This window comes from Intrasporangium sp., assembly GCF_035688975.1.
GTDB lineage: Bacteria > Actinomycetota > Actinomycetes > Actinomycetales > Dermatophilaceae > CALMNV01.
Window position 1 is genome coordinate 60899 of sequence record NZ_DASSMH010000090.1, and the last position, 17015, is coordinate 77913.

Consider the following 17015-nt stretch of genomic DNA (forward strand, 5'->3'; position numbering starts at 1 on the left):
GGCCGGGTCGGCCGGGCAACGGCTCGGGGCCCGGGCACAATGGGCCCATGACTGAGCAGCCGATGCGGACCGAACACGACTCCATGGGCGAGGTGCAGGTGCCCGCCGACGCCTTGTGGGGCGCCCAGACGGCCCGGGCCGTCGAGAACTTCCCGATCAGCGGGCAGCCGGTCCCGCCGGGCGTCGTCCACGCCCTCGCTCAGCTCAAGGCCGCGGCCGCCGAGGTCAACGCGGACCTCGGAGTGCTCGACCGGCCGCGTGCCGAGGCCATCGCCGCCGCCGCCCGGGAGGTGGCCTCCGGCCAGCACGACGACCACTTCCCCATCGACGTCTTCCAGACCGGTTCGGGCACCTCGACCAACATGAACGTCAACGAGGTCGTCGCCCGGCTCGCGTCGCTGTCGAGCGGCCTGTCCGTCCACCCCAACGACCACGTCAACGCGGGCCAGTCGAGCAACGACACCTTCCCGAGTGCCCTGCGCATCGCAGCCACGGACGCCGCCCTGTCCGGGCTCGTGCCCGCCCTGACCCACCTCGCCGCGTCCCTGGCCCGCAAGGAGGCCGAGTTCGCCGACGTCGTCAAGTCCGGCCGCACCCACCTCATGGATGCCGTCCCCGTCACCCTCGGACAGGAGATGGGCGGCTACCGCCACCAGGTCGAGCTCGGCGCGGCCCGGGTCACGCGTGCGGCGAGCGCGACGTGCGAGCTGCCGCTCGGCGGCACCGCGGCCGGCACCGGGATCAACGCCGCGCCGGGCTTTGCCGCCAAGGTCATCGACAAGGTGGCGCAGGCGAGCGGCATCCCCTTCGTCGAGGCGCAGAACCACTTCGAGGCCCAGTCCGCGCAGGACGCCGTCGTCGAGCTGTCGGGGGCGGTCAAGGTCGTCGCCGTCAGCCTCACCAAGATCTGCAACGACCTGCGGTGGATGTCCTCCGGGCCACGCACCGGCCTCGGCGAGATCCACCTGCCCGACCTGCAGCCCGGGTCGAGCATCATGCCGGGCAAGGTCAACCCCGTGATCTGCGAGGCCACCCTCATGGCCTGCGCGCAGGTCATCGGCAACGACGTCGCGATCACGACGGCGGGGGCCGCGGGCAACTTCGAGCTCAACGTCATGCTCCCGGTGCTCGCCAAGAACGTCCTCGAGTCGATCACCCTGCTCGCCGCCACGGCGCGGCTGCTCGCCGACCGGTGCGTCGACGGCATCACCGCCGACGTCGAGCACGCCCGCGAGCTGGCCGAGTCCTCGCCGTCCATCGTCACGCCGCTCAACCGCTACATCGGCTACGAGGCGGCCGCCGCCGTCGTCAAGCAGGCCGTCAAGGAGCGCCGCACGATCCGCGAGGTGGTCATCGAGCAGGGCCACGTCGGCGACGGCAAGCTCACCGAGGACCAGCTCGACGAGGCGCTCGACGTGCTCGCCATGACGCGGCCGCCCCGCGCCGACTGACCTTTCCCTCGACTCCCCTGCCGGTTCGAGGTATTCGCCGACCGCGGGCGGTCGGCGAATACCTCGAACCGCTGGGGGTCGCGGGCGCCTCAGCCGACGCGGGCGACGACCGACAGGGCGAGCGCCTGCAGGGCGGCCTTCGCATCGCTGTCCGGCAGCGGGTCGAGCAGTCGCTGCGCGGCCCGCGCGACGGCATACGTCTCCTCGCGAGCGCGCTCGAGAGCCGGGTGCGCGCGCAGCAGGGTCAGGGCCTCGCGCAGACCGGCCTCGTCGGCGGACAGGTCGCGGGACAGCAGCTCGAACAGCCGCGCGTCGGCTGGGTCGGCCGACTCCTTGGCCCGCAGGACCGCGAGGGTGTCGACGCCCTCGCGCAGGTCGGTGCCCGGGGTCTTGCCCGTCTCCTCGGTGTCCGAGGCGATGTCGATCAGGTCGTCGGCGAGCTGGAAGGCGATGCCGACCTTCTCGCCGTACGCGCGCATGATCTCGACCGTCCGGGCGGAGCCGCCGCCGAACATCGCGCCGTACCGCCCCGCCGTCGCGATGAGCACCCCGGTCTTGTCCGCGAGCACCTGCAGGTAGTAGTCGACCGGGTCGACGCCCGGCGGACACGGACGGTCGTCGCGGATCTGGCCCGCGCACAGCCGCACGAAGGTCTGCGCCTGGATGCGCACCGCCTCGGCGCCCAGCCCGGCGATCAGCTCCGAGGCCTTGCCGAAGAGCAGGTCCCCGACGAGGATCGCCGTGGAGTTGTCGTATGCCGCGTTGGCCGACGGCACGCCGCGGCGCACCGTCGCCTCGTCCATGACGTCGTCGTGGTAGAGCGAGGCGAGGTGGGTCAGCTCGACGCCCGCCGCGGCGCGCACCACGTCGTCGTTGATGCCGCCGGCGAGCTCGCCCGCGAGCAGCGTCAACAGCGGCCGGAACCGCTTGCCGCCGGCGGCCACGAGGTGACCGGACGCCTCGGCGATGAAGGGGTCGTCGTGGTCCACGACCTCGCGCAGCAGCAGGTCGACGCGGGCCAGCCCGTCCTGCAGACGTGCCGTCAGCTCGTCCGTCGCTCCGGGGACGGTGAGCACGGGCGGGGTCGCCTGCATGGTCATCGGGGTCCTGCCGCTCGGGCGCTGCGCGGGGTCATCACCGGCGGTCAGCGGATGAACTGCGAGGCGCGGTCGCTGAGGTCGAGCAGCGCGGACGGCAGCACCCCGAGCGCCAGGGTGACCATGGTGCCGATGGCGATGGAGAACGTCGTCACCGGCGACGGCGTCACGACGGCCACGGTGTCGTCGGGCGCGTCGCTGAAGAACATGAGCACGATGACGCGGGCGTAGACGAAGACCGTGATGGCACTGCACACGACGCCGATGACGGCGAGGACCGTGCCGGTCGCGCCGCCCGTGCCGACGGCCGCGGCGAACACGCCGAACTTCGCGACGAAGCCCGACGTCAGCGGTATGCCGGCGAAGGCGAGCATGAGGAAGCCGAAGGCCGCGGCGGTGACCGGGTGTCTCCTGCCGAGGCCCGCCCACTGCGAGAGGTGGGTCGCCTCGCCGCCGTTCTGACGCACGAGGGAGACGATGGCGAAGGCGGCGACGGTCGAGAAGCCGTAGGCCACGATGTAGAAGAGGACCGCGCTCACCGACTTCTTGTCGAAGGCGAGCACGCCGACGAGGATGAAACCGGCGTGCGCGATCGAGGAGTAGGCGAGCAGGCGCTTCAAGTCCGTCTGGGTGACCGAGAGCACCGAGCCGACGACCATGGTGAGGATGGCGACGAGGACGACCGCGTTGGTCCACTCCCACCGCGCGGTGTCGAGCCCGACGTAGGCGAGCCGGAGCATGGCGCCGAAGGCCGCCGCCTTGGTGCACGCCGCCATGAAACCGGTGACGGGGGTCGGCGCGCCCTGGTAGACGTCGGGAGTCCAGGCGTGGAAGGGCACGGCCCCCACCTTGAAGAGCAGCCCGACGAAGACGAGGAAGGCCCCGGGGATGAGCAGGCCGTTCATCGCGAGCGGCCCCGCCCCCACGGCCTTGCTGAGGTCGCCGAAGTAGACCGACCCGGCGTAGCCGTAGAGCAGCGCGGTGCCGAAGAGGAAGAACGCCGAGCTGAAGGCTCCGAGGAGGAAGTACTTGAGCGAGGCCTCCTGCGACAGCAGGCGTCGGCGCCGGGCGAGACCGGAGAGGATGTAGAGCGGCAGGGAGAGCACCTCGAGGGCGACGAACATGCCGATGAGGTCGTTCGTCGTCGGGAAGAGCATCATGCCGCCGATGGCGAACATGGTCAGCGGGAAGACCTCGGACGTGAGCGCCCCGGCGCGGGCGGCCGCCGCCTCCAGGGGCGAGCCCGGGGTGGACGCGCCGCTCGGCGTGAACGCGTCGGGACCGACGCCGCCGAACCGCTCCGCCATGGTGAGCACGCCGAGCAGGCCGAGCAGGATGATGGTGCCCTGCAGGAAGAGCGCGGGACCGTCCACCGCGAGGGCGAAGAGGCGCCGGTTGGTGGCCGCGTCGGTCAGGCCCATGGTCAGGCCCTGGTGCCCGGCCGCGACGACGACGGCGACGAAGCCGCCGACGAGACCCGCGACCGCGACCGACGTCTGGGCGACGTGGCGGCGCTCGCGGGGCGCGAACGCCTCGACGAGCACCCCCACGATGGCGGCGGTGAAGACGACCAGCAGCGGCAGGATCGCGAGGTAGTCGACGTTGGACTGCGCGAATGCGGCCGGAGCGACGGTGGTCACTTCGTGCTCCCTTCAGCTGCGGCGTTCGTGCCGCCGGCGTGGACGTACGACAGCGTGGCGTCGACGGCCGGGTTGATCAGGTCGGTCGCGAGCCTGGGGAAGAAGCCGAGGACGAGCAGCAGGGCGAGCAGGGGGGCCGCCACGAGCTGCTCGCGCCGGGTGAGGTCCCGTATGCCGGTGAGCCCCTCCGGGGTGGGCCCGGTCGCCATGCGCTTGTACATGAGCAGCACGTAGAGCGCCGCGAGGACGATCCCGGCGGTGGCGAGGACGGCGGCCATAGGCTGGGTCTGGAAGGTCCCGACGAGGACGAGGAACTCCGAGACGAAGGTCGACAGCCCGGGCAGCGACAGCGCCGCGAGCCCGGCCACGAGGAAGATCCCGGCGAGGCCGGGCGTGACGCGCTGCCAGCCGCCGTAGTCGGGGATGCGCTTGCTCCCCCGCCGCCGCACGAACATCGCGGCGAAGAGGAAGAGCGCGGCCGTCGAGAAGCCGTGGTTGAGCATGTAGAGGGACGAGCCGGCCCACCCGACGTCGGTGAGGGCGAAGATGCCGAGCACGATGAAGCCGAAGTGGCTGACCGACGTGTAGGCGATGAGGCGCATCATGTCGGTCTGGCCGATGGCGAGCAGCGCGCCGTAGAGCACCGAGACGACCGCGAGGACGATGACGACGGGGGTGGCCCACCGGCTCGCCTCGGGGAAGAGCTGGAGGCAGAAGCGGATCATCCCGAACGTGCCGACCTTGTCGAGCACGCCGACGAGCAGCGTCGCGGTGGCCGGGCTCGACTCCGTCGCGGCGTCGGGCAGCCACGTGTGGAAGGGGACCATCGGCGCCTTGATCGCGAAGGCGAGGAAGAAGCCGAGGAAGAGCAGCCGCCCGGTCGTCGGGTCGAGCGAGAGCCCGGTGAGCCGGGAGACGAGGAAGCCGTCGGCGCCGCCCGGGCCCTGCAGGTAGAGGGCGATCACCGCGACGAGCATGACCAGGCCACCGGCGAGCGAGAAGAGGAGGAACTTCATCGCGGCATACTGCCTCCGCGGCCCGCCGTACTGACCGATGAGGAAGTAGACCGGGATGAGCATCGCCTCGAAGAAGACGTAGAAGAGGAAGACGTCCGTCGCCGCGAACACCCCCACCATGAAGGTCTCGAGCACGAGGAGCAGCGCGAAGTAGGTCTTCGCCCGCCGCCCGCTGTCACCGGCGTCCGTGCGCTCCGGCACGTCGTGCCACGCGGCGAGGAGGCACACCGGGGTGAGGACGAGCGCCATGAGGATGAGCACGAGCGCGATGCCGTCGACGCCGAGGGCGTAGGAGACCCCGAACTGGGGGATCCACGACCGCTGCTCGGTGAGCTGGAACTGCGTCGTGGCGCCGCGGTCGAACCGGGTGGCGGCCACGATGCCGACGACGAGCGTCAGCAGCGAGGTGCCGAGCGCGATGCGCTTGGCCTGCTCGACCGAGCCCGGGGCGAAGGCGACGACGAGCGCCCCGACGAGCGGGAGGACGCAGAGGATCGTCAGCCAGGGGACCGTGGACACGTTCGACATCAGGAGATCACCCACAGTGCACCGAGGATGGCGACGACACCGGCGAGCATCGTCAGGGCATAGGACCGGGCGAAGCCGTTCTGCACCCGCCGCAGGCGCGCGGACGTCCCCCCGATGAGGGCGGCGAGGCCACCGGCGGCGCCGTCGACCCCCTTGCCGTCGGCGAAGACGAGCGAGCGGGTCAGGTGCAGGCCGGGTCGCATGAGCAGGGCCTCGTTGATCTGGTCCTGGTAGAGGTCGTTGCGGGCGGCGCGGGTCGCGAGGCTGCCGACAGGCGCCACGACGGGCACCGGCTCGCGCCAGTAGCGCAGCCAGGCGAGCCCCGCCCCGGCGGCGATGAGCACCAGCGTGAGCGCGGTGATGAGCAGGGCCGGCAGCACCGGGTGCTCCTCGGCCGCACCGAGGCCGGACTCGGAGCCGCTGCCGAAGACCGGGTTGAGCCATCCGGTGATGATGCCGGTGGGTCCGAGGATCAGGCCGAGGAGGGCCGAGCCGACCGCGAGGACCATCATCGGCACCGTCATGACGGCCGGCGACTCGTGCGGGTGCACGTCGTCGGTCCAGCGCCTCTTGCCGTGGAAGGTCATGAAGAAGAGGCGTGACATGTAGAACGCCGTCACGCCGGCGCCCACCATGGCGGCCATCCCGAACACCCAGGGGCGCCACCCCTCGCCGATGAACGCCGCCTCGATGATCCGGTCCTTGCTCCAGAAGCCCGACAGGCCGGGGACGCCGATGATCGCCAGCCAGCCGAGGCCGAACGTCGCCCACGTGATCTTCATGGCCCCGGACAGGCCGCCGAAGCGGCGCATGTCGACCCGGTCGTTCATGCCGTGCATGACCGACCCGGCGCCGAGGAACATCCCGGCCTTGAAGAAGCCGTGGGTGAGCAGGTGGAAGATCGCGAACGCGTAGCCGACCGGCCCGAGGCCGGCGGCGAGCATCATGTAGCCGATCTGGCTCATCGTCGACGCGGCGAGCGCCTTCTTGATGTCGTCCTTGGCGCAGCCGACGATGGCTCCGAAGAGCAGCGTGATGGCACCGACGATGACGACGACGAGCTGGGCCGTGGGCGCGGCCTCGAAGACGGGGGCCGAGCGCACGACGAGGTAGACGCCGGCGGTCACCATCGTCGCGGCGTGGATGAGCGCCGACACGGGAGTCGGGCCGGCCATGGCGTCACCGAGCCAGCTCTGCAGCGGGAACTGCGCGGACTTGCCGCAGGCGGCGAGGAGCAGCATCAGCCCGAGCGCCGTCATGAACCCCTGGTTGGCACCCCCGAGGGCGGCGGACTTGGCGCCCACCGTGGCGATGTCGACGGAGCCGAAGTGGAAGAACATGAGCATGAGGGCCACGGTGAGCCCGAAGTCGCCGACGCGGTTGGCGACGAACGCCTTGTTCGCCGCCGTGGCGTAGGCGGGGTTCCAGTTCCAGAAGCCGATGAGCAGGTAGGAGGCGAGGCCGACGCCCTCCCACCCGACGTAGAGCAGCAGGTAGGAGTCCGCGAGCACGAGCAGCAGCATGGCTGCGACGAAGAGGTTGAGGTAGGCGAAGAACCGCCGCCGGTCCGGGTCGTGCGCCATGTAGCCCAGCGAGTAGACGTGGATGAGCGAGCCGACGAACGTGATGAGCAGGACGAAGACGAGCGAGAGCTGGTCGACGAGCATCCCGGCCGACACCGAGAACGACCCGCCGGCTACCCAGTCGAAGAGGTGGACCCCCTGCGGCCGGTCCCCGGTGCTGCGCCCGAGCATCGCCAGCCAGATCCCGGCGCCGACGACGAACGCCCCCCAGGACAGGCCAGTGGCAAGGACGGGCCCGAACCGGTCGGTGCGGCGGCCGCCGACGAGCAGGAGGAGGGCGCCGAGCGCCGGGAGGGCGACGAGCAGCCAGGCGTATGCCGTCAGGCCGGTGGCCGCGTGGGCCTCGCCCTCGTGCGTGGCGAGGCCGGCGGCATACGTGCCGGCCGTGGTGGCAAGAGATCCCATGCCAGTGGACATCGACCGGCGCTCCTTACAGCTTCAGCAGGTTGGCGTCGTCGACCGAGGCCGACCGGCGGGCACGGAAGATGGCCATGATGATGGCGAGCCCCACCACGACCTCGGCGGCGGCGACGACCATGACGAACAGGGCCATGACCTGCCCGTCGAGGGCGCCGTGCATCCGCGAGAAGGTGACGAGCGCGAGGTTCGTCGCGTTGAGCATGAGCTCGACGCCCATGAAGACGATGATCGCGTTGCGTCGGGTGAGGACGGCGGCGGCGCCGATCGCGAAGAGCAGCACCGCGAGGTAGACGTAGTGCAGCGGGCTCATCGGGTGCGCCCCTCCTCGATCTCTTGCTCCATGTGGCGCTCCACGTCCTTGAAGCCGTCGGCGCGGGCCACCTGGTCGCGCGCCACGAGGACGCGCGAGACGGACAGGTCGCTCGGGGTGCCGTCGGGCAGCAGCGCCGGCGTGTCGACCGCGTTGTGGCGCGCGTAGACACCGGGCGCGGGCAGGCCGGCGACGTTCTTGTTCTCCCGGACGCGGCGGGCGGCCCACTCGGCCTGCGTGAGCTTGGGGGTGAGCCGCTCGCGGTGGGCGAGGACCATCGCGCCGAGCGCGGCGGTGATGAGCAACGCCGAGGTGATCTCGAAGATCCAGACGTACTGGCCGAAGATGAGCTCGGCGACGCCGGTGACGTTGCCGGTGCTCCGGTTGGTGTCGGCGAGCTTGTCGAGCCCGGACTGCACCGCCGCCTGGTCGAAGACGACGGAGCCGAGCGAGGCGAACAGGACGCCGGCGAGGCCGAGCACGAAGAGGAACGAGGCGACCCGCTGGCCCCGGATCGTCTCCACGATCGAGTCGGCGGAGTCCACGCCGACGAGCATGAGGACGAAGAGGAAGAGCATGATGACCGCGCCGGTGTAGACGAACACCTGCACGACGCCGAGGAAGTCGGCGCGCTCCATGATGTAGAAGATGCCGAGCACGACCATGGTCAGGGCCATGCCCATGGCGGCGTGCACGGCCTTGCGCGCGAAGAGCAGCCCGAGGGCGCCGAGGACCGCGACCGGCGCGAGCACCCAGAACCCGACGGCCTCCGCAGTGCTGGTCATGGGGCCACTCCTTCCCGCGCGTCGCGCGCGGCCACGTAGGCGCGCTGGGCCTCGGTCGGGCCGGACACCTTGCGCAGGTAGTAGTCGCGCTCGTCCATGCCGTCGGCCATCGGGAACGGCGGCTCGAGCATGCCGTCGGCGAGCGGGGCGAGCAGCTGCTCCTTGGTGAAGATGAGTCCCGCCCGGTCGGGGCCGGCGAGCTCGTAGAAGTTGGTCATCGTCAGGGCCCGCGTCGGGCAGGCCTCGATGCACAGGCCGCAGAAGATGCAGCGCAGGTAGTTGATCTGGTAGACGCGGCCGTAGCGCTCGCCCGGGGAGAAGCGTCCGGCGCCGCCCTGCTCGAGGGGGGTGTCGTCGTTGTCGGCGCCCTCGACGAAGATGGCGTCGGCGGGGCAGGCCCAGGCGCACAGCTCGCAGCCGACGCACTTCTCGAGCCCGTCCGGGTGCCGGTTGAGCTGGTGGCGTCCGTGGAACCGGGGCGCGGTCGGCCGGGGCTTCTCGGGGTACTCCTCGGTCGCGACCTTGCGGAACATCGTCGAGAAGGAGACGCCGAAGCCGGCCACCGGGGCCAGCAGCTCGGCGAAGAAGCCCTTGTCCTGCGCGCCCGGCCCGGCGGCGTCGCCGTCCCGGCCGGCCGCGGTGTCCTTGCTGACGCTGTCGTCAGCCATGGCTGTCCTCCTTGGCGGGGGCGGTGAGCAGGGTCGAGGAGACGGCGGCGTCGGACCGCGCGGGAGCCAGGGCCGGCCGGGGCTCGCGCAGGCGCTGGCCGGGCAGCGGCGGCACGGGGAAGCCGCCCGCGAACGGGTCGACCTCCTCCGGCGGCTGCGCCTCCGCCGCGGCGAGGCGGGCCTCGCGCCGGCCGTCCCAGACCCAGGCCGCAGCCAGGGCGAGCACCGCGATGACGCTGACGATGACGACGGTCGCGACCGACAGCTCACGCCCGAGCAGGCGCAGCTTCGCGTCCCCGAGGAAGCCCAGCTGGGCGCCGCGGATGAAGGCCACGGCGACGACCCAGGCGAGGGTGATGGGGATGAGGAACTTCCACCCGAAGCGCATGAACTGGTCGTAGCGCACGCGCGGCAGCGACCCACGCAGCCACACGAAGAAGAACATGAAGGTCCACAGCTTGACCGTGAACCACAGCAGGCCCCACCAGCCCCCCGTGAGCAGGCCGCCGCCGATGGCGGAGAGCAGCGGCGGTGCCTGCGGCCCGCCGAGGAACATCGTCGTGGCGAGCGCGGACACGGTGAACATGTTGACGTACTCGCCGAGGTAGAACATCGCGAAGCTCATCGAGGAGTACTCGGTGTGGAAGCCGCCGGTGAGCTCGCCCTCGCCCTCGGCGAGGTCGAAGGGCAGGCGGTTGGTCTCTCCGACCATCGTGATGACGTAGACGACGAAGGAGAAGAACGCCGGGAGGATGTACCACAGCGAGCTCTGGGCCGACACGATCTGCGAGGCGGACATGGACCCGCTGTAGAGGAAGATCGCGACGAGCGAGAGCCCCATGGCGATCTCGTAGGAGATGACCTGGGCCGTCGAGCGCAGGCCGCCGAGGAGCGGGTAGGTGGACCCGGAGCTCCAGCCGGCGAGGACGATGCCGTAGACGCCGACCGAGGCGACGGAGAGCACCAGGAGCACGGCCACCGGGACGTCGGTCACCTGCAGGGGGGTCCGGTGGCCGAAGATCGACACCGTGCCGCCCACCGGGATGATGGCGAAGGAGACGAAGGCCATCGTGGCGGCGATGATCGGCGCGATCCGGTAGACGACGCGGTCGGCGTTCGCCGGGGTGATGTCCTCTTTGAGCATCGACTTCATGCCGTCGGCCAGGGTCTGGAGCAGGCCGAAGGGCCCGTTGCGGTTGGGTCCCGGACGCTGCTGCATCCGGCCGATGACCCGCCGCTCGAACCAGATGACCATGAGGGTCGACAGGAGCAGGTAGACGAAGATCCCCACCGCCTTGATCAGCGCCACCCACCAGGGCGTGTCGCTGAAGTCGGCGCTCGGGTTGTCGGTGGAGGGCAGGGCGGGGGCGAGACCGCCCACCGCGTATGCCGTGTATGCCGTGTATGCCGTGTGCAGGAGGCTCATGCGGGACCACCCTTCGTGACGGTGACGGCGGCGGCGCCGTCGGCGCCCAGCCCGGCGCGCACGGAGCACCCGCGCGAGTTCGTGGGCAGCCAGACGACGCCGTCGACGAGGCTCTCGGTGACGAGGGCCGGCACCGTGACGGCGCCGACGGGCCCGGCCACGGTGACCGCGTCGCCGTCGCGCACCCCGAGCCGGCCGGCGTCGGCGGGCGAGAGCCGGGCGACCGCCCGTGGGGCGGTGCCGGCGAGGAACGGCTCGCCGACCTGCAGGCGCCCGGCGTCGAGCAGCGTGGGCCAGGTGGCCAGGACGAAGCCGTCGCCCGCCGCCCGAGCCCGCGCTGCGTGGGCCGGCGCTGCCTGGGCCGCCGCGCCGCTGGGGGCGCCCGGAGTGGCAGCCGCGGCGGAGGCGGCGGAGGCGCCGGCGACACCGGCCCAGGGACCGAGGGCCTCGAGCTGGGCGTGCACCTCGCGCTGGGTCCGGGTCTCGAGGAAGACACCCATCTCGCCCGCGAGCATGTCGAGGGCCCGGTGGTCGCTGACGAAGCCCGACGCGAGCGCGAGCTCGAAGGGGCGCACCCGTCCCTCCCAGTTGACGTAGCTGCCGGCCTTCTCCGACTGCGCGGCGACGGGCAGGACGACGTCCGCGACGGCCGTCACGGCCGACTCGCGCAGCTCGAGCGAGACGACGAAGGCGCGCCGCAGCGCCTCGTCGACCGCGGGCAGCCCGAGGTCGGCCGGGTCGACGCCGCCGACGACGAGGGCGTCGATCTCCCCCGCGGCCGCCGCCGCGACGATGCCGGCCGTGTCCCGGGCCGGGGCCTCCGGCAGGGACGCGACGTCCCACACGCCGGCCACCTCCGCCAGGGCCGCGGGGTCGGTGGCCGGCCGCCCGCCGGGCAGGAGCGAGCCGAGCGCGCCCGCCTCGAGGGCGCCCCGCTCGCCGGCCCGACGGGGGACCCACGCGAGGCGGGACCCCTTCGCGGCGGCGAGGTCGGCCGCCGCGCGCAGGGCGCCCGGGACGGTGGCGAGTCGCTCGCCGACGAGGATGATGCCGCCGTCGCCGAGCGCCGCGTCGGCGGCGCGGCCGGCCTCCGTGTCCGTCAGCGACGCGAGGACGTGCGCCTCCTGCCCGGGGACCGTCGGCACCAGCGTGCCGCCGAGCTTCTCCAGGCCCCGCGACGCGAACGGCGCCACGGCATACACCGCGGTCTTGTTGCGGCGGAACGCCTTGCGCAGCCGGAGGAAGACGATGGGCGACTCGTCCTCGGGCTCGAAGCCGACGAGCAGGACGGACGTGGCCGCCTGCAGGTCGGCATACGAGACACCGGACCCGGCACCCGAGCCGTCCGGGACGCCGGTGGCGACGACGTGCTCCGCGAGGAAGCTCGCCTCCTCGGCCGAGTGGGGCCGGGCGCGGAAGTCCACGTCGTTGGTGCCGAGGACGACCCGTGCGAACTTGCCGTAGGCGTAGGCGTCCTCGACGCTCACCCGGCCGCCGACGAGCACACCGGCCGCGCGGGAGCGGGACAGGCCCGCGGCAGCGGCCTCGAGCGCCTCGGGCCAGCCGACGACCCGCAGCTCACCGCTCGCGTCGCGCACCATGGGGAACTCGATGCGGTCCGGCGCGCTGGCGTAGGCGAAGGCCCAGCGGCCCTTGTCGCAGTTCCACTCCTCGTTGACCGCCGGGTCGTCGAGCGCCATCCGGCGCATCACGACCCCGCGGCGGTGGTCGGTGCGGATGGCGCAGCCGCTCGCGCAGTGCTCGCACACCGAGGGCGTCGAGACCAGGTCGAAGGGCCGGGCCCGGAAGCGGTAGGCCGCCCCGGTGAGCGCGCCGACGGGACAGATCTGCACGGTGTTGCCCGAGAAGTAGGACTCGAAGGGCTTCTCCTCGTAGATCCCGACCTGCTGGAGGGCGCCGCGCTCGACGAGGGCGATGAACGGGTCGCCGGCGACCTGGTCGGAGAAGCGGGTGCACCGGGCGCACAGCACGCAGCGCTCTCGGTCGAGGAGCACCTGGGAGGAGATGTTGACCGGCTTGGGATAGGTGCGCTTGACGTCCTCGAAGCGGGAGACGGCCCGGCCGGCCTTCATCGCCTGGTTCTGCAGGGGGCACTCGCCGCCCTTGTCGCAGACGGGGCAGTCGAGCGGGTGGTTGATGAGGAGCAGCTCCATGACGCCGGCCTGTGCCTTGTCGGCGACGGGCGAGGTGAGCTGGGTGTTGATGACCATCCCCTCGGACACCGTCATCGTGCACGACGCCTGGGGCTTGGGCATGGGCCGGACGTTGCCCTCGCGGTCGGGCATCGCCACGTCGACGAGGCACTGGCGGCAGGCGCCCACCGGGTCGAGGAGCGGGTGGTCGCAGAAGCGCGGGATCTCGATGCCGAGGACCTCCGCGGCGCGGATGACCAGCGTGCCCTTGGGCACGCTCACCGGCAGCCCGTCGATCGTCAGGCCGACGAGGTCGGGGCGCGCCGGGATCTGCGCGTCCCCGCCCTTGTCGACGGCGTTGCCGCCCGCGCTCGGTGACGTGGTGGTGGTCATGCGGTCACCATCCCGGTCGGCTCCTTGAGGTCGGCGGCGGCGAAGACGACGGACCGCTCCGGCGGGAAGAGCACGCTGGCCGGCGTGTGCATGCCGGCCTCGAACTCGTCGCGGAAGTACTTGAGGGCCGAGGTGATCGGCGTCGTGGCCGCGTCGCCGAGGGCGCAGAACGAGCGGCCGAAGATGTTGTCGCAGACGTCGAGCAGCGTGTCGATGTCGTGCTGGGTGCCCTGGCCGTGCTCGATGCGGGTCATGATCTGGCGCAGCCACCACGTGCCCTCGCGGCACGGGGTGCACTTGCCGCACGACTCGTGGGCGTAGAAGTCGGTCCAGCGGGACACGGCGCGCACGACCGAGACCGTCTCGTCGAAGACCTGCAGCGCGCGGGTGCCGAGCATGGAGCCGGCGGCGGCCACCGAGTCGAAGTCGAGCGGGATGTCGAGGTGCTCGTCGGTGAAGATGGGCGTCGAGGAGCCACCAGGCGTCCAGAACTTGAGCCGGTGCCCGCTGCGGATGCCGCCCGCGAGCTCGATGAGCTCGCGCATCGTGATGCCGAGCGGCGCCTCGAACTGGCCGGGGTTGGTCACGTGGCCGGAGAGGCTGAAGATGCCGAACCCGGTCGACTTCTCGGTGCCCATGTCCTTGAACCACTCGGACCCGTTGAGGATGATGCCCGGGACCGAGGCGATGGACTCGACGTTGTTGACCGACGTCGGCCGGGCGTAGAGGCCGGCGGCGCCGGGGAAGGGCGGCTTGAGGCGCGGCTGGCCGCGCCGGCCCTCGAGGGAGTCCAGCAGCGCGGTCTCCTCGCCGCAGATGTAGGCGCCGGCGCCCGCGTGCACGGTGATCTCGAGGCGTCGCCCCGTGCCGTGCACGTCGTCGCCGAGGTGGCCGGCGGCCCGGGCCTCCTCGACCGCGCGCAGCAGGCGCCGGTAGACGTGCACCACCTCGCCGCGCAGGTAGATGAAGGCGTGCTCGCACCCGATGGCGTAGGACGAGATGAGCACGCCTTCGAGGAGCGCGTGCGGGTTGGCCATCATGAGCGGCACGTCCTTGCACGTGCCGGGCTCCGACTCGTCGGCGTTGACGACGAGGTAACGGGGTCCACCGTCCGGAGGGGACATGAAGGACCACTTGAGGCCGGTCGGGAAGCCGGCGCCCCCGCGGCCGCGGATGCTCGAGTCCTTGACGGTGGCGAGCACCTCCTCGGGGGCCATGGCGAGGGCCTTGTCGAGCGCGCGGTAGCCGCCGTGCCGCAGGTAGGTCTCGAGCGTCCACGACCTGGGGTCGTCCCAGAACTTCGTCAGGATCGGGGTCAGCGTGTCAGTCACTTGGATCCGTCCTTCCCGTCGGCCAGCTCGCTCGGCGTGTCGATGGACGTCTTGCCGGAGGCCGCCTCCGCCTGCGCCTCGTCGGCGGGCTTCGCGTCGGTGGTCCGGGCGGCCCGGTCGCGGGTGCGGCCGGTCGGCTCGGGGCCGCCCGCGCCCGAGTCGGGAGTATGCCGCTCGTCCCGGCCGGTGCCGTCGTCGGGGGCGCGCTCGGCCTCGTCGCCCGGCGCGACCCAGCCGCGCTCATGGGCGATCCGCAGCCCGAGCAGCGACGCCGGGCCGGCGCCCACGCCCTCGTCGGCGAGGCCGTCGGGGAAGCCGGCGAGGACCCGCGAGACCTCCTTGAAGGTGCACACCCGGCTCGGGCCCCGGGTGGGCTGCACGGGGCGGCCCGCCCGCAGGTCGTCGACGAGCCGCACGGTGGTCTCCGGCGTCTGGTTGTCGAAGAACTCCCAGTTGGTCATGACGACGGGCGCGTAGTCGCAGGCGGCGTTGCACTCGATGCGCTCGAGGGTGACCTTGCCGTCCGTCGTCGTCTCGTCGTGGCCGATCCCGAGATGCTCGGACACCGTGTCCCAGATCTGGTCACCGCCCATGACCGCGCACAGCGTGTTGGTGCAGACCCCCACGGTGTACTCGCCGTTGGGGTGGCGCTTGTACTGCGAGTAGAACGTGGCCACGCCGCTCACCTCGGCCGTGGTGAGGTCGAGGACCTCGGCGCAGAAGCTGACGCCCCGGCCGGAGACGTAGCCGTCGACGGACTGCACGAGGTGCAGCAGCGGCAGCAGGGCCGAGCGCTTCTCGGGGTAGCGCGCGACGACCTCGGCGGCATCGGCGCGCAGGCGCTCGAGGACGTCGGCGGCATACGGCGCCTTGCTCTCCGCACTGACGTGCAGGAACCCGGACGCGTCCTTGGCGCTCATGAGTTGTCCTTTCGCGCAACGAGACTCATCGAGTTGTCCTTTCGCGCAACGACGGTCGCTCCGGTCCTCGCTCGCTGCGATCCTCACTCCCTGTTGCGCTCATCGGTCCACCCCACCCATGACGGGGTCGATCGACGCGACGGCGACGATGACGTCGGCGACCTGGCCGCCCTCGCACATCGCGGCCACGGCCTGCAGGTTGTTGAAGGACGGGTCGCGGAAGTGCGCGCGGTAGGGGCGCGTGCCGCCGTCGGACACGACGTGGCAGCCGAGCTCTCCCTTGGCCGACTCGACCGCGGCATACGCCTGTCCCGGCGGCACCCGGAAGCCCTCGGTCACCAGCTTGAAGTGGTGGATGAGGGACTCCATCGACTCGCCCATGATCTCGCGGATGTGGTCGAGGCTGTTGCCGAGGCCGTCCCCGCCGAGGGCGAGCTGTGCCGGCCAGGCGATCTTCTTGTCCGCCACCATGACCGGTCCCTCCTGCTCCTGGAGCCGGTCGGTGCACTGGACGATGATCTTCAGCGACTCGTACATCTCGTCGATGCGGATCCGCAGGCGTCCGTAGGCGTCCATGTCGGTCCGCGTGACGACCTCGAAGTCGTAGGTCTCGTAGCCGCAGTAGGGGTCGGCCTTGCGCAGGTCGTGCGGCAGGCCGGTCGAGCGGAGCACCGGTCCCGTGATGCCGAGGGCCATGCAGCCGGCGAGGTCGAGCACGCCCACGTCGACCATGCGGCCCTTGACGATGGGGTTCTCGTTGACGAGGGCCTCGAGCTCGCCGAGACCGCGGCGCACCTGCGGGACCATGTCACGCAGCGCGTCGATGGCGCCGGAGGGCAGGTCCTGGGCGACGCCGCCGGGACGGATGTAGGCGTTGTTCATCCGCAGCCCGGTGATGAGCTCGATGACCCGCAGGACGCGCTCGCGCTCGCGGAACGCGATGGTCATGACGGTCGTCGCGCCCATCTCCATGCCACCGGTGCCGAGGGCCACGAGGTGCGAGCTGATCCGGGTCAGCTCCATCATGAGCACGCGGATGACGTTGGCCCGCTCGGGGATCGCGTGGGTGATGCCGAGCAGCTTCTCGATGCCGAGGCAGTAGGCGGTCTCCTGGAACATCGGCATGAGGTAGTCCATGCGCGTGCAGAAGGTGACGCCCTGCACCCAGGTGCGGTACTCCATGTTCTTCTCGATGCCGGTGTGCAGGTAGCCGATGCCCGCGCGGGCCTCGGTGACGCTCTCACCGTTGAGCTCGAGGATGAGCCGGAGCACCCCGTGCGTGGACGGGTGCTGA

At 71.6% G+C, this 17015-nt stretch carries 13 protein-coding genes; 1 reads left to right on the forward strand and 12 read right to left on the reverse strand.

What is annotated here, in order from left to right; genetic code table 11:
• Positions 1-47: 47 nt before the first annotated feature.
• Positions 48-1451, forward strand: coding sequence for a class II fumarate hydratase (locus tag VFJ94_RS09855; protein ID WP_325004030.1), 1404 nt, complete (start codon positions 48-50; stop codon positions 1449-1451).
• A gap of 89 nt (positions 1452-1540) precedes the next feature.
• On the opposite strand, the gene VFJ94_RS09860 is transcribed toward VFJ94_RS09855, so the two are convergent.
• The 12 genes from VFJ94_RS09860 to VFJ94_RS09915 all read right to left on the reverse strand — a co-directional run.
• Complete coding sequence (locus VFJ94_RS09860; protein ID WP_325004031.1) at positions 1541-2551, reverse strand: polyprenyl synthetase family protein; 1011 nt, start codon at positions 2549-2551, stop codon at positions 1541-1543.
• Positions 2552-2595: 44 nt separating this feature from the next.
• Positions 2596-4188, reverse strand: coding sequence for an NADH-quinone oxidoreductase subunit NuoN (gene nuoN, locus VFJ94_RS09865; protein WP_325004032.1), 1593 nt, complete (start codon positions 4186-4188; stop codon positions 2596-2598).
• Positions 4185-5732 (reverse strand): NADH-quinone oxidoreductase subunit M, encoded by a 1548-nt coding sequence (locus tag VFJ94_RS09870; RefSeq protein WP_325004033.1) that lies wholly within the window; start codon positions 5730-5732, stop codon positions 4185-4187. Before VFJ94_RS09870 ends, nuoN begins: the two co-directional genes overlap by 4 nt.
• The gene (gene nuoL / locus VFJ94_RS09875) at positions 5732-7732 is read right to left on the reverse strand and encodes an NADH-quinone oxidoreductase subunit L (RefSeq protein ID WP_325004034.1); all 2001 of its coding nucleotides are present in this window, start codon (positions 7730-7732) and stop codon (positions 5732-5734) included. Before nuoL ends, VFJ94_RS09870 begins: the two co-directional genes overlap by 1 nt.
• A gap of 13 nt (positions 7733-7745) precedes the next feature.
• Positions 7746-8045, reverse strand: coding sequence for an NADH-quinone oxidoreductase subunit NuoK (gene nuoK, locus VFJ94_RS09880; RefSeq protein WP_325004035.1), 300 nt, complete (start codon positions 8043-8045; stop codon positions 7746-7748).
• Positions 8042-8830 carry an NADH-quinone oxidoreductase subunit J gene (locus VFJ94_RS09885; RefSeq protein WP_325004036.1) on the reverse strand — a complete coding sequence of 263 codons (789 nt, stop codon included), beginning with the start codon at positions 8828-8830 and terminating at the stop codon, positions 8042-8044. Before VFJ94_RS09885 ends, nuoK begins: the two co-directional genes overlap by 4 nt.
• Positions 8827-9498, reverse strand: a complete 672-nt coding sequence (gene nuoI / locus VFJ94_RS09890; protein ID WP_325004037.1) for an NADH-quinone oxidoreductase subunit NuoI — start codon at positions 9496-9498, stop codon at positions 8827-8829. Before nuoI ends, VFJ94_RS09885 begins: the two co-directional genes overlap by 4 nt.
• Positions 9491-10924 (reverse strand): NADH-quinone oxidoreductase subunit NuoH, encoded by a 1434-nt coding sequence (gene nuoH, locus VFJ94_RS09895; protein WP_325004038.1) that lies wholly within the window; start codon positions 10922-10924, stop codon positions 9491-9493. Before nuoH ends, nuoI begins: the two co-directional genes overlap by 8 nt.
• The gene (locus VFJ94_RS09900) at positions 10921-13470 is read right to left on the reverse strand and encodes an NADH-quinone oxidoreductase subunit G (RefSeq protein WP_325004039.1); all 2550 of its coding nucleotides are present in this window, start codon (positions 13468-13470) and stop codon (positions 10921-10923) included. Before VFJ94_RS09900 ends, nuoH begins: the two co-directional genes overlap by 4 nt.
• Positions 13467-14801, reverse strand: coding sequence for an NADH-quinone oxidoreductase subunit NuoF (gene nuoF / locus VFJ94_RS09905; protein WP_325004040.1), 1335 nt, complete (start codon positions 14799-14801; stop codon positions 13467-13469). The genes VFJ94_RS09900 and nuoF overlap by 4 nt, the downstream gene beginning before the upstream one ends.
• On the reverse strand, positions 14798-15721 hold the full coding sequence (gene nuoE, locus VFJ94_RS09910) for an NADH-quinone oxidoreductase subunit NuoE (RefSeq protein ID WP_325004041.1): 924 nt from the start codon (positions 15719-15721) through the stop codon (positions 14798-14800). The genes nuoF and nuoE overlap by 4 nt, the downstream gene beginning before the upstream one ends.
• Before the next feature lie 99 nt (positions 15722-15820).
• A partial coding sequence (locus tag VFJ94_RS09915; RefSeq protein ID WP_325004042.1) for an NADH-quinone oxidoreductase subunit D occupies positions 15821-17015 on the reverse strand: 1195 nt, incomplete at its 5' end.

What these genes read in the sequence shown, in the direction of transcription:
- nuoH (WP_325004038.1), bottom strand. Translation starts at nt 10,924, where the DNA reads ATGAGCCTCCTGCACACGGCATACACGGCATACACGGCATACGCGGTG.
- VFJ94_RS09860 (WP_325004031.1), bottom strand. Translation starts at nt 2,551, where the DNA reads ATGACCATGCAGGCGACCCCGCCCGTGCTCACCGTCCCCGGAGCGACG.
- nuoK (WP_325004035.1), bottom strand. Translation starts at nt 8,045, where the DNA reads ATGAGCCCGCTGCACTACGTCTACCTCGCGGTGCTGCTCTTCGCGATC.
- VFJ94_RS09885 (WP_325004036.1), bottom strand. Translation starts at nt 8,830, where the DNA reads ATGACCAGCACTGCGGAGGCCGTCGGGTTCTGGGTGCTCGCGCCGGTC.
- VFJ94_RS09870 (WP_325004033.1), bottom strand. Translation starts at nt 5,732, where the DNA reads ATGTCGAACGTGTCCACGGTCCCCTGGCTGACGATCCTCTGCGTCCTC.
- VFJ94_RS09900 (WP_325004039.1), bottom strand. Translation starts at nt 13,470, where the DNA reads ATGACCACCACCACGTCACCGAGCGCGGGCGGCAACGCCGTCGACAAG.
- nuoI (WP_325004037.1), bottom strand. Translation starts at nt 9,498, where the DNA reads ATGGCTGACGACAGCGTCAGCAAGGACACCGCGGCCGGCCGGGACGGC.
- VFJ94_RS09855 (WP_325004030.1), top strand. Translation starts at nt 48, where the DNA reads ATGACTGAGCAGCCGATGCGGACCGAACACGACTCCATGGGCGAGGTG.
- nuoE (WP_325004041.1), bottom strand. Translation starts at nt 15,721, where the DNA reads ATGAGCGCCAAGGACGCGTCCGGGTTCCTGCACGTCAGTGCGGAGAGC.
- nuoL (WP_325004034.1), bottom strand. Translation starts at nt 7,732, where the DNA reads ATGTCCACTGGCATGGGATCTCTTGCCACCACGGCCGGCACGTATGCC.